This is a genomic window from Mycobacterium persicum, from assembly GCF_002086675.1.
Lineage (GTDB): Bacteria > Actinomycetota > Actinomycetes > Mycobacteriales > Mycobacteriaceae > Mycobacterium > Mycobacterium persicum.
Window position 1 is genome coordinate 1 of record NZ_MVIF01000129.1, and the last position, 13,723, is coordinate 13,723.

General features: G+C 66.8%; 8 protein-coding genes. All 8 read left to right on the plus strand.

Translation table 11 applies throughout. The features are described from left to right. The first annotated feature begins 248 nt into the window (after positions 1-248). Entirely contained in the window at positions 249-485 is a 237-nt protein-coding gene (locus tag BST40_RS25295) for a hypothetical protein (RefSeq protein ID WP_083156105.1), read from the plus strand. Positions 486-1,002: 517 nt separating this feature from the next. Then, on the plus strand, positions 1,003-1,683 hold the full coding sequence (locus BST40_RS25300; protein WP_082275662.1) for a DUF4190 domain-containing protein: 681 nt from the start codon (positions 1,003-1,005) through the stop codon (positions 1,681-1,683). 112 nt (positions 1,684-1,795) lie between these two features. Continuing rightward, positions 1,796-2,479, plus strand: coding sequence for a DUF4190 domain-containing protein (locus tag BST40_RS25305; protein WP_075549511.1), 684 nt, complete (start codon positions 1,796-1,798; stop codon positions 2,477-2,479). Positions 2,480-2,573: 94 nt separating this feature from the next. Then, positions 2,574-3,101, plus strand: coding sequence for a hypothetical protein (locus BST40_RS25310; protein WP_075549510.1), 528 nt, complete (start codon positions 2,574-2,576; stop codon positions 3,099-3,101). 8 nt (positions 3,102-3,109) lie between these two features. Further along, entirely contained in the window at positions 3,110-5,872 is a 2,763-nt protein-coding gene (locus BST40_RS25315) for a vWA domain-containing protein (RefSeq protein ID WP_083156107.1), read from the plus strand. After that, positions 5,857-9,399 carry a tubulin-like doman-containing protein gene (locus BST40_RS25320; RefSeq protein ID WP_075549509.1) on the plus strand — a complete coding sequence of 1,181 codons (3,543 nt, stop codon included), beginning with the start codon at positions 5,857-5,859 and terminating at the stop codon, positions 9,397-9,399. Before BST40_RS25315 ends, BST40_RS25320 begins: the two co-directional genes overlap by 16 nt. Positions 9,400-9,401: 2 nt before the next feature. After that, a complete protein-coding gene (locus BST40_RS25325; protein ID WP_083156109.1) occupies positions 9,402-12,020 on the plus strand; it encodes a hypothetical protein in 2,619 nt (872 codons plus the stop codon). A 2-nt stretch (positions 12,021-12,022) separates the two neighbouring features. Next, positions 12,023-13,723, plus strand: a 1,701-nt coding sequence (locus BST40_RS25330) for a SaeA-related protein (RefSeq protein ID WP_083156111.1), incomplete at its 3' end; no start/stop codon positions are given.

The window sequence follows — 13,723 nt, forward strand, 5'->3', positions numbered from 1 at the left end:
TCAGACCCAAAACACCCAAAACCATCAAAACCCCACGTCAAAGCCCAAATCACCTATCCAGACGGTCGCAACTTCGGTCTAATGACCACACGAAGGTCTCACTGGTGGCGATTTGCGGGTTCGTTCCTCCGGGGCAGCCCTGTCCGGGCCCAAGGTGAGGTGTCTGCGCCCAGTGACCATCGACAAAGCGGAGCACCATACCGCCGCCTACCGGCGCTTGGTGGTTTTCCTGGGCCAGTTGGGCACCCGTGGCGACGCATCCAGCCGATGTGCACAACGAACGTAAGGCCCACCAGTCGACGCTGGACGACATATCACCAACCGTCCGCTTGCCGTTCACCGTCTGCTTCGACCAGTCGTACTCCACGCTGAAGGTGCCGTCGAGTAGCGGAGTCACACCCGCAACCGGTGGAACCGGGCTGCTGGTCAGCGGCGCGGCGGTAATGGTCACCGGATCGGCCACAGTAACGGTGGGCGGTAGCTGACCTGTCCGCACCGCCACCAGCGGAGCCTGCCACACCGGGGGCTCTGCTTGTGGTGAACGGGAGTCGACTTCGTCGAAACTCCCCGTTGCTGCGGCTGCGTCGCCGGCATCGACGCCGGTTGTACCCTGACGGTGCATCGGCGCCCCGCCGGATATCACCTCGTTCACCGGCTGAGGCTGGTCTCCCGGCCTGTGCGGATCGACATCGTTGGACACTTGCCTTTCCTTTCACATGCCGCTATCTCGGATCGTAGTGGTGCGAACGTGGTCGGCAGAGAAAAACCCGGGATTCGCCGGTCCTCATGAGAAGCCATGGGGCCCAACGAGACCCGAGGCTTGACAAGGCCCTCATCCGAGGCAGCTGTTGACGACCACGGTCACGACCTGACAAGAGGTCTCTGGTCGTGTCGCCGTTCGATGCAGCCTCGCACCGACCGGTGGTAAGCAGTATTGGTGATTCGGAGCCGCAAGATGGTGCAATCTAGAGCGGTGCTTACGGTCGGACCGGGACGGTGCAAATGACCTCGGGCGGATACGGCGGGGGCTCGGGAGACCCGTTCGGCGCCGGCTCCTTTGACGCCGGCCCATTCGGTGGTGACGGCTCGGTCCCCGGGGCGCCCGAACCGCCCAGTCGCCCCCAGGGCGAGATCAATACGCTGGCCACCCTGTCGCTGGTGTTCGCGTTTTTCTTCGCCCCGGCCGGCGTTGTGCTGGGCCATGTTGCCTTGGCACGGATCTCCCGTACCGGAGAACGGGGTCGCGACCGCGCGCTGATCGGCCTGACGCTGTCGTATGTGTTCATCCTCTTCGCGGTGGTCGCCCTGGTGGTGTGGCTGGTCATGGGCGCTGGCAGGGGCCCTTCGCCAGGAGGGACAACCACCTCGACCACGCCGCCGACCACAGCCACCCCGTCGACGAGCATCGTCACCAGCGTCGTCACTGCGCCGTCTACGACGCGGCCAACGTTCCCGGTTGAGGATATGCGGGTTGGCGATTGCGTGGAGATACAACACCTATACCCCGACCCGACGAACCCCGATCAAACCCAAATAAGCCTGTTCTACTCCGTGCCATGCGAGGCCCGCGATGGGGTGTTTAGGGTCGATAAGATCGCCACCCAACGGAACCAGTGCCCCGGCTACGCACTGGTCAACGCCGATGAGACCCTCGTCGCATGCGTCTCCGAATTCCGTGGATAACCCGACGAGAGCCTCTGGCTAAGAGAAGCTCGAATGGTGTCGCTGCTCAACGTCGTTGACGGAATCTGTTCACCGGGGCCGACGGGTGACACCAGAACGGTAGACTGCATCGGTGACGCAGGCTGGGGATCCGTTTCAGCAGGATCGTGCCGATCAGTTCGGTACGACCACCGGGCCGCCCACGTTCAGTTACCCGCAGCCGGGCGGCGATCCATGGCAGGTGGGTGGAAGTGCATTCCCCACGCCGCCCGCCCAAAAGGCGAGCTTAGACACGTATGCGGTGCTGTCATCGATCCTGGCCGTCCCGATGCCCCCGGCGGCCGTTGTGCTGGGGCATCTGGCGTTGCCCCGAATCCGCCGCACGGGTGAGCGCGGCCGATTAGCGGCCATCGTGGGGCTGGTAATCGGTTACCTGATGTGTGCGGTGCTGGTGGCCGGGGCAATCTGGGTGGCATCGACGGCTCACTCACCGTCGAGTCGGAACGCGGCCACGCCGACCACGAGCGCACCGTCGCTTCCGGCGTCGACGTCAACGTCGACGTCGATAGTGACGGTGCCGCCGTCCATCCGGCCACGCGTGAAGCTCGATCTCAGCCAGGCCGCGGTGGGCACCTGCGTGGAAATTCAGCGCCGAGGAACCGAGGCGGATGAGCTTGATCTGTTCAAGGTTGACTGCGAGCACCGCGAAGGCGTGTACGTGGTCACCGCTCGGGTAAGCAACCAGTACGAGTGCAAGTCGACATACATCGCCGCGCCTCCGGATCGAGGGTTCGCCGTGTGCTTGAACCTGTACTGAGCGGTGTTCGCGGACCGAGAGGGGATGGAGACGATGGAGACCGACGGCAGGCAAGCTATGGGCACCGTATCCGCACCTGGGGGTTCTGGCTGACATGGCGCCGTCGGATCCGTTCGATTTCAGCGATTTCGGCGCCCCCTCGGCCCGCCAGCCGCAGCAGCCTGGCGCTCCCGCGGCGAGTCGATCCGCAGGGCGGGAAACCAACCGTCCATTCGACACCGGTTTTGATCCATTCGCCGACCAGGCCTTCGACCAGGCCCGTCCAGTCGCCGGCGACGCCTTCGGCGTGTCTGATCCTGGGCTTGGCGGAGGCGCGCTGGTGGTCGCCCGTCCTCCCGTGGCGCTTTTCGCGCTCGCGCTCGGGCTGGCGGTGGCGGGGGTGGTGATCGGAGTGCTGTGGGGGCCTTCGTTGCCGGCCGCGTTCGCCGGGTGGCTGCTGGCTGGTCCGGTGGCGATCGGGGTGCTCGCCGAGTTCACCCGGGTGGACACCCAACGCCGGGCCAACGCGGTGTATTCGGCGCCACGCTGGGTCACAATCCTGTACTGGGCGGTCCTGGGCGTGTGTCTGCTCGGTATCGCCGTCGGCGCCTGGCACATCGCGATCTGGGCGGGCGGGCTGTAGGACCACCGATGATGTTCCGCTACCAGCTAGGCCGACACCCCAAAGCCCCGAGAAGCGCGCTGGTCGGTATCTCAGGCCGTATCACAGCGGTTGCGGCGCTGGTCGGTGCCCTGATGTTGTGGGGGTATTCCATGCCGACAAGCCAGGCCCAGCCCGACAATGGGGTAGCACGCTACGGCGCGTGCCTGGCCGCGCAGAAACAGGGAGACTTACTCATCCTGGTTGACGAGTCAAGCAGCCTGCAGAACACCGACAGCAAAGCGGCGCGGGTGCAGGCGGCAAAGTACCTGGTGCACACCTTGGGTCGGTATGCCGACCGCATCCAGGCCAAGCTCGACGTCGCCATCGCCGGGTTTGCCGAAAACTATGTCTCCGAACACAACTGGACACCGCTGACCGATGCCACCTCCCAGCATGTGGGCGATCAGCTGTCGACCCTGGCGTCGAAAAACGCTGGCATCGACACCGATTACTGGCTCGCTCTCGACGGCGCCCGCCAGGCGCTGGCCTCGCGCGGAAGCGGTGTCGGCGGCGCCGACCGCTGCCAGGCGATCGCGTGGTTCTCCGACGGCAAGATCGATTTCACCGCGCGGCCGCTGACCAAGCCGTATGCCGATGGGGTCCGCCTGGATAGTCCGAACGGCGTGGCCGAAACGGTTCGGCAGGCCACCGAATCGATCTGCCGGCCGGGTGGGCTTGCCGACCAACTACGCGCCCGCGGCATCGTGATGTTGGGGGTGGGCCTGGGTGATGCCGCCAGCGCGTCCCAGTTCGATGTCATGTCGGCGATCAGCACCGGGCGTGGACTCAACGGAATGCCCTGCGGCAATATCACCGAACCCACCCCCGGCGATTTCTACCGGGTGACCACTATCGACGACATGCTGTTCGCCTTCGATTCGCTGTATCCCGACCCCGGTGTGCCGCAGCGCAAAGGCCCGGTTTGCGAGTTGCAGGTTTGCCCGGAGGCGCGCCACGACTTCGTGCTGGACCGCTCGATCAAGTCGGTCAAGATCCTGGGCTCCGGTGGCACGCCCGGCATCGTCCCGTACCTGATCTCGCCGTCCGGGCAGAAGGTCGAACTGCCGAACAGGCCGGGCCAGATCAGCACCGAAATCACCGGCACACCAGTCCAATACGAGTGGCTTTCGGACTCCTCGCAAACCATCACGATCCGCAACAGCGGCAGCACCGACTGGGCGGGCAAGTGGGCGATCGTCTACGTCGACACCACCGGGCAGCACCCCGATGCGGTGTCGCGGGTCAGCATTCACATCATCACCGACATATTTCCGGTCCTCATCGACGCCGCGAATCTCGCCTGGCATAGCGGACAAGCGCTCAAGGGTCTGATCTTCGGTCTGGCCGACGGGCAGGGCCATCCGGTCAAGCCTGCCGAGCTGGCGGGCAGCGCGACCATGTCGGCGACGCTGGAACCCGATGGCGCTCCGAAGATTCCGTTGCTCGTGTCGGTGCCCAAAACCGACATCGGCAAACCCGTTGACGCCGACCTGACCGCCGTCAAGCCCGGACATGCGATCCTGCGGATGTCGTTGACCATCACCACCGCTCCGGCGACAGATCGCAACGGCGCCCAGATTGCCCCGGGAACCACGCTGTCGCCCCAAGACGTCGAGATGTCGATCCAGATTCTGCCCAAATTGGGACTGCCCACCCCGGCAAGCCGCATCGACTTCGGCACCGTGCAGGCGGCCAAAGGCGCGAACGGCTCACTCGCCATCACTGGGCCGGGATGCGTGTGGATCGCCGCAGACGACAAGGACAACGTCATCGCCGCCCCTGACGGCATCGGAAACACCCGCATCACATCGCCGGCCAATGGGCCGGAAACCTGCCTGAAGGTGCCGGCGGGTCAGACCGCCGGTCTGCCGGTCACGTTGCGCACCGACCGCGACGGCCGCGGCGGCCTGAGTGGCACTGTGCCGGTTCATCTTTCGCCATTGGCCAATCCGAGCGACGCTCAGGTCATCGACGTCCCGTTCGCCGCGTCGTTGACCAAACCGCTCAGCAAGACCAACTTCGTGCTGGTGTTCCTGGCCGCGTTGCTGCTGGGTCCGGGCATTCCGCTGGCGCTGTTGTATGCCGGCAAGTGGTATGCGGCCAAGATTCCCGGCGAGCCGATGCTTGCCGAGCGGATACCCCTCGAGGTGGACCCCGACTCCGACACCGTGATCCGTAACGGCTCGCCGTTCGCGATGGCCGACACCGACCTGCTCAGGTTGGTGCCGGGCCTGGCCGGCGGCGCCCGAAGCCTGGTTGTGCTGGGGGTTACCTTGACCGCGACTGTTGGACGAAGCCCCTTCGGCACCGGCCACGTCGTCGTCGACGCCGACGGCAGGGTCAGCGTGGGCTCGGCACTTCCCGGCACGGATCGCACCGGTCTGAAGGCGGTGCTTCCCCTTGCCGTGCACAACAAGTGGGTGGTGTTGCACGATCCCGGCGGTCCACCGAATAAGGCCGACGTGCTGTTGCTCGCGGGGGGCCGAACCGACAACGCGGCGCGTCAGCGGATCTACGAGGACATCGGTCGACGGCTGCCCGAGTTGCTGGCTGCACTGCGGAACCGGGCGGCCAACGCGGGATTGGCGGGGCCCACCGAATCCGAGCCCGAATCACCCTACGGCCAGCCTGAGGCGACCACACCCGCGTCGGACCCATTCACCACGGCAGAACACACCGCGCGGCCGGGCGGTTTCGATTCCCGGCCTTTCGACCCATTCGACGAAGGAGCCTCATGCGACGATTCCTGATTGTTGGTTGCGGCGGCTCGGGCGGCGCGACGTTGGCCTACATGATGGACCAACTCCGCTCGGAACTGCATGCGGCCGGTATCGAAAGGCTGCTGCCCGGATGGCAATTCGTCCTCATCGATGTGCCCAGCGGAGCCGAGGACGGACCGGAAGGGCTGAGCAACGTTCCAGCGCAGGGCGGCACCTACATCGGCTGCGGGCCGCAGGGCAGCAGCTACGCGATCCTGGACGCGGCGCTTTCGCAGCGGCTGGCCGCCAATGCCGCGCTGGATACCATCGCCACCTGGGCACCGCGCCACCCGGAGGAAGTGACCAACCCGATCTCGACCGGCGCCGGACAGTACCGCGCGATCGGGCGGATGATCATCCTGAGCAAGGCCGGCGAGATCCGGTCGAAGCTCCAAGCCGCCTGGGATCAGCTGTTTCGGGTGGAGACCATCTCCGCGATGTCGACGGCGCGGGTGCCGGGCATCGGCCCGTTCGACCCGCATCAGCCGCCGCTGGTGCTGGTGGTGTCGTCGATGGCCGGCGGGGCCGGCGCGTCGATGGCCCTGGATGTGTGCCGGTTGTTGACGCTGGTCTCCGGGCTGGACCCGAGATTGATGGGCCTATTCCTGGTCACGCCAGACATTTTCGATTCGCTGCCGGAGAGCGCGCGGACCGGTGTTCGGGCCAACTCGCTGGCCATGCTCGGCGAGATCGTCGCCAGCCAGTCCGGTGCCGCAAGGGAGCACGACGTACGGATTTTGCGGGCGCTTGGACAGCAACACGGCGAGGGTGAGCCGATCCCGTTCGCCCGGGTCTTCCCGGTCGGACGCTATGTCGGCGCCGACCGCACCCTCTTCGGGGACGGCTCGCCGTTTGCGGTATACCGGGGACTGGCCCGCGGCCTGGCCGGTTTGGTGATGAGCGGCACGGCCAGCGACCAGTTCGTCTCCTACGATCTGGGCAACACCGCCTCCCCGGCCGGCGACCGGGACCTGTTGGGATGGGGCAACTCGGTGTGGGATCCGCTGCCGTGGGGGACATACGGATTTTCCAGCCTCAGAATGGGTCGAGACCGCTACGCCGAATACGCCGCGCAGCGGTTGGCTCGCAGCTGCGCCGACAAGCTGGTTTCCGGTCACATGCAGCCGGGCAATCCGGCGTCCAGCAACGAACAGCTGGAGTCGTTGTTGACCAGCCAATGGGCAGCCATCTGCAGCGAGCTCGGATTGCTGGCCGCCGCCGGTGGCGAGGACATCAACGCACTCGGAAACTGGGTGGCCAACGCCGCGTTTCCACCCCACGTGGTGGCTCCCACCGTCAACGCCATCATCGATCGGCAACTCCGCAGCCACCTGCCCAGCCCGGAAGGAATGACCGCCGCCCAGTGGGTGCCGGTCTTCCGGCAGGCGATCGCCAACCGTCGTGACGCGCTGACACAGGCTTGTTCGGACGCCGGCTACCGGCTGGCCTTCGGGTGGCAGCGGGCCTTCGCCGACCGGCTCGACGACGTCGTCGGCAATGCGATCGCCGACTTCGGACTGCCGTATGCCCGGGCGCTGGTCGACCAGCTTCGCCGTCACATTGACGACGTGCTCACCGCGCCGATGGGCCAGCTCGGTTCGATGGGGCCACCCGACGTTGTCGCGCTGCCGCCCAACGTGGACACGGCGCTCACCTCGCTGCGCGGCGTGATCAGCAACGCCGACCAGGTGCTGGCCACGACATTGGACGGGTTCCGCGGCGCCGTGCGCCGTCAGGTCTATGCCACCGCCGCGGCGCGGCTGGCGGATCTGTTCGCCGTGATCGGCGGCGAGCTGCTCGTCCCGCTGCGCGACGCGCTCTCCGAAGCGCTGATCCTGCTGGAGAATGCGCAGGCCGAGCCGCCGTCCGATGTCGGTTTGGCCCGCCTGGCCACCGACCAGTACGCCGCGTGGCCGGCCGACGCCGACGAGTTCGTCCCGGCCCGGTTCGCCGAGGCCAACAACGAGGTCCTGCTGATCAGTTCGTCGGCCTTCAAGCAGCGCTACGAGGGCGATCTGGTCAAGGTGGTCGCGGCCGGCCGGACACTGGTGCCGTTTCGGGCCGCGATCGGGGAGGCCACCACCCGGGTGATCCTCGGTGTGTGGCAAACCACCGGTGGCATGGTTGCGCCTGGCGGTCTGGTGGAACGCAGCGCGAATTGGGTCACCCGGGCGCTGGGTACCGATCCGGACACCGGTCGCTCACGGGTGCCGTCGGTCGCCCAATTCGATATTCACACCCGCCCCGCCGAGCTGCTCGCGCGGGCCCGGCTGTACGTGGAGCGGCCCGGGGAGGCGTTCGACGAGTTCTGCAGTGTTTCGCTGCGCGACTATGTCCAGGGGGCCGGAGCCCCGGAATCCGAACTGACCGCACGCCGCCACGACATCGCCACCAAGTTCGCCGAGGCCTTGTCGCTGGCGCGGCCGTTGGCCAGCGTGAACGACCAGGCACTCACCCGGGTGCATCCTGGCCAGCAGGTCGAATACCGCTACAAGTTTTCCGAGATACCGTTCGCCGGCCAGCCGGTGGGGCTGGCGCTGGCCGACACGTTGCGCTCGAACCCGCGCATCGACCAGGCCACCAAGGACAACTTCGCGCGAGCGCTCACCGACGATGACGGCGTCACCCACATCGACATCTTCGGCTCCTATCCGAACTACTCACCGCTGGCCTTCGACTCGGTGCTGCGGCCCCCCGCCCAGCAGTGGGCCGAGATCGCCGGCCCGGCCCGCACCCAGTTCTGGCGGTATCGCCGTTCGCGGCCGTTGTCGGCGTCGCTGCCGATGGGTGACGCCGAACGGCGCACCATGACCGCCGGCTGGCTGCTCGGCCAGATCATCGGGCGGATCCAGATACCCGAATCCCCCTACATCGAGCCGGTCCGAATTTATGACGGCGACGCCGAGCAGTGGCTGAGTTTCCCCAGTCCGCTGTTGACCCCGCCGTCGAATTTCACTGCCTCCTACGACTGGCTACCAGCGGTGCTGGAGGGGGTACTGCTGGCGATCGCGCAATCGCAAGACCCGCCGGTGATGCGTTCCCTGCGCCCGTATCAGGTGCTGCGTGCGCTCTATGACGCCAATTCGCAAGACCCGGCCGGCGGGATCGTGCAGCTTTCCGGGGTCGGCCTGCTACGCGATTTCATCCTCAACGGGTGGTCGAACCCGGACGTAGTGTCGCGGATCGAGGGCGTCGCGGCCGCCCAGACACCAACCGATCGGGCCGTGGCCGCGCAGGAGTGGCTGTCGACCGTCCGGGACACCAGCGCCGAGTATCTACCGCCGGGTGTGCCCAGGGCCGGGAGTGCCGGCGCCTTCGCCAGGATCGCGACCCGGTCGAAGGCCTCGAAGACGCCGATTTTCCGCGACCTGGCGCCTGACGTCTTCTGGGCCGCCGAGATGCTGATCAAGTTGGTCGGCCAGATCAAGGCGACGGCCGTCGACGGCCGATCCGCAAGTGCGGCAATGACTCGCGACGAGGGCGAGCAGATTGTGATACCGGACGGCGGAACCTTTTAGCGATGACCGCACTTACCGTGGTGCTGGCTCCGCACGCGCAGTCCGAAGACATCCTCGCGGTGCTCGCGGACTACTCCGCGGTCGGATTGCTGCGCAGCTTCGCCTGGGTGGATGCGGCCGCCGGCACGGCGACCGCGCTGCCCGCCACCATGGTGACCGATGGCCAGATGAGTCCGGTTGTGCTGCAACAAGTCCTGACTGCAAGGAAATACGACCGGGTTCGGCTCGCGGTTCTGGTGCCGGTGGAAGCACCCCTGCAATCCCGGATCCCGCTAGCCGTGGAGCAGTTCATGGAACAGGTGGTGCGGTCCAGCGCGATAGGTGCGCCGATCACCCTGCTGCGACTGCTCTATACCCCCGGCGCAGCCGCGGCCTTGACGGCCGACGCCGCACTCGTGCTGGAAGGGTGGCACAACCTGTTCATCGCGCCCGAGGACCCGTCGGGTCCGGAATTGGCTGCCGTCGCGCTGGACCGGCTTACCGATCCGCTCGACGTTGCACGCTATGTCGCACCGGTCGTCGCCGGTGTCACCGGCCTATGGGTGGACATCGACAAGACGCCTTTCGACGCGCTTGCGGTCCTGCCGGGGCTCACCATCCGGGCGGTGCGCGCCTTCTACCGTGAGCTCGACACCGCAGACGTTGAGGCGCGCCTGCGGGCGCAGCTGTTCGATCCAACCGGTCGCCTGCCGTTGCCCCGCGCCGACCGTGTCCCGGTCGTCTTCATCGATGACGTGCCGACCGCGACACAGTCGATGGCGCGGGCGCTGTGGACCAAGCACCGCGACGTGCTGCGCGGTCCGCGAATGTCCCTCGGCGGCGAAGGGGCCCAACGGATTTCGATGGGAACTGCTCTCAAGATGTTTCTGTCATTCCTCGCCTCGGCACTGTGGCGGGCGCCGTCGGCGTGGATGTCCTCGGCGCTGGGCTCGGTGTCATCGGTGGTGGCCACCACGGTGCAGACTGCGGTGTTCGGCCGCTCCGGATCGGCCTACGACGTGGTCGCCGGTGCAGAACCGGCCAGCTGGCAAGATCTTGGCCGTAGCGCCGACACCCTCGGCAATGCGCTGGCCGAACCTTCGGGTGGCCAACACCTCGCGCAGCAGGACCTCAGCCGGCTGTGGACTGATTTCGTCAATGTCGCCCTGAGCCTGGCCGCCGGCGGCCGCCGATCGGAAAGCCTGGAACCGGTGCGGGTGGGTGCCGCCGTCGGAGTGGTCCGTAACTGCTCAGATGTCGTACCGAGCGCCGACGACCGGTTCGCCGCCATCCCCGGGTCATTGGCCGCTGTCACCGGGGTTAGCGCGGTGGAGGCAACCGATTTGCTGGGGGTGGCCGCGCTGCGAGACCGGTTGCAGCGCACCTACGGTGACCCGGCCGCCGGAGTCGAAGCCCGCCGCGCCGCCGCGGCCCTGGACGGCTGGCAGCAGACGGTGTCGAAAAGCTATGCCTGGCAAGTCGGCTCGATCCTGGTCGACTATTTGCAGCGGGCCCGCAGCGAGGTGGCCGGCCTGGTGCAACAGATCCGCTCGACGGGCAACCGGGACGCCGTAGAGCAGCGGCTGAGCCAGCGCCAGCACACCACCGGAATGATCCTCAAGACTTTTGGCTGGAGCGTTTTCGGTGTGCTGGCATTGCTGGCCGGGGCGGCCGCGCTGGGCTGGGGCGGGTGGAAGTTCGCGCTTGTCACCGGCGGGGTACTGCTGGCGTTGTACCTGGTGATCACGCTGGCGTTGTTCCTGCTCACCCAGCGGGACCTGTTTGCCGAGATGAATCTGCGCCAGTCGCAAGCCGCTCGGTTGAACGCGATGCATTCCAATCTGCGCTCAGCGGTGCAGGATCTCAGCCGGCTGTCGGGCGCATATGGGCAACTGCTGGCCTGGAGCCGGGTGTTGGGAGCGGTGCTGCGGGCACCGTTCGGTTCCGCGGCCGCGCCGAGCCCTCCGTCCGGGCAGCTGGTCGACGGGCTGCCCACGTCGACCCACCTGGGCATCGCGATGCCGAGTTCCGACGATATGCAGACTGCTATCGACTGGATCGAGCACGGTTTGTACTCGGTGGGCTGGCTCACCCGGCCGTGGGAGGACATGCTGGCCGACGCGGGAAAACAGCTGCGCGAAGCTCCCGCGGCCCTGTTCGTCATGCCCGGCGTCGGGACGGGATCGGCGCTGGACAAGTGGTCCGCCGCGGTCGCCTCCGGCCAGATATGGGCCAAGGGTGCCGATGCGCTGTGGCAGCGGGTGAAGCACATGCTCACCGAATCGCCGGGCCCTGTCGGTGACACTATTACCCGTGCCGTGTTTGTCCCGGTGTCCGGGCGGACCGTTCCCGAGGCTGAGTTCAGCACCGGAGTCACCGACCACCGCCCGGAGCGCGCCGCACCTTTCGCCGGATCGCTGTTCACGGACGCCGCCATCACCGCCGGCCGTTCCGCAGCGGTGCTGGACGAATCCGTCATGACGCGCCGTGGATTGGGCTACCGCGCTGTCGTGGTGCAAGCCAGCGACGGCCTGCTGCCCTACGATTTCGCGGTCTTCGCGCCGCGAACCAGCATGGCCACCAGCCCCGACGCGACGACCGACCACGATGAACCGCCCGGTTCTGGAAAACTGGTCTTCTGACGATGCCTAATCCGAACGCACTCGACAGCGATCCGCGCCTACCGGCTCTGTTGCGGTGGCGCCAGCAGCTCATCTCCTCGGGCGCGGTGTCCCCGCACAGCTTCAAGGAAGCGCATGTGCGGATGGTGCTGCGGTCCGGGCGCCGCGACGTCGACGAAATCCGCGCGATGTTGCCCGGCTCGGTGGCCGAGTATGCCGAGGACATGGCACGCGTGCTCGACGAACTGGCCGCCGAGACGACCGGGCCGGCGCACGCCGCCGATACCGGCCGGGTTGCGACGAGTCAGCCGGTGCCAGAAGACGATTCAGCGCTGTCCCGCGAAACCACGCCAGATAGCTTCGCGCCGTTCATCTTTCGCAAGCAGACTGTCGAGCCGCACGAGATAGTGGTCCGCCCCGTCTCCGACCCTGCCAGCGGTCAGCAGATCCTCGAAATAACGTGGCCGCCCTATCAATCCGGCAACGCGGAATCGGACTCCTGCACGGTGTACCGGGTGGTCAGTAGCGAGGAGAACGAGCCGTATTCTCCGGATCGGGCGGAACTGGTCGCGGTGACCACGACCACGTCGACACGTGACAGCCGACCGCCGACCAGCGCCGTGCGCCGCTTCCAGGTGTGGGTGAACACCGGTGCATCACGCGCGGAAGCGCTTGCCGCTCAACCGGTTTTGTATGCCGCAGGCGCACGGCCCAGCCCGGTCGACAATGTCGTTCTAAGCCAGGATTCCGGCCGTGTGATCGGCCAGTGGACGGTGTTTCCGCGGGTGAGCGCCGTGCACCTTTACCGGATCCCGGCGGAGGAAAGCGCGGCCGACGAGATGCCGTACCAGATCCTCGCCGACAGCGACAACCTCGACGGGTTTGTCGATACCGACGCGCAACCCGGGCGGCGGTATATATACCGGGCGCGCTGCAAGGTGAGCGTCGACGGTGTGGAGCGCCTCTCAGACCCCGTGCAGGCGGAGGTGCAGGTCTCCGCGATGCCGGCGCCGGTAGACGACGTGTCGCTCAGCCCCCACGACGACGGCGCGGTGCTCGACCTCAGCTGGACCCCGCCGCCGGCAGGCCGGGTCTTGATCTTCCGGACCCAGGACCTGCCCGAGGCAGCCGAATCAGCCGAGCTGCCTGAAAGCGCACTCGAGCTCGCCGGGCTGCACCTGGCATCGCGGCTGAACTATCCGATATCCGAGCGCCGTGACAGCGACGGCCGCCCGCGGTCGGTGATGGCCGGCGTGCCCTGGCCCAGCGAGTGGAGTCGTGCCTACTTCACCCCGGTGACCGTCCTCGACGGCAGGGCGCGGTTGGGCAAGACCATTTCAACGGTCCGCACCGGGTCGATCACCGACGTCCAGCTCACCGAGTACTGCAGCAAGCAGGTGCTGACCTTCGCCTGGCCGGCCGGTGCGGCAGCGGTGTCGGTCCACCTCGCCCCCAAGGACTACGACCCGCAATTGGGACTCAGTGGGCGGCACTACGAGGTCTCGTTCGAGGATTACCACAAATTCGGGGGACACCAGTTTCCCAAGAACGAGCTACCCCCGGGTGGCTGTTCACTGCACCTGGCGCCGGTGGCATTCTCGGCTGGTCGCCGCATCCAGGGCCCGATCACCAGCGTGCAATACGTCGGTCTGTTACGGCTGTGGTACTTGGTGAAGATCTCGCGTGACCGCGCCGGCAACCCACTCACGGCCGCGCTCATGATT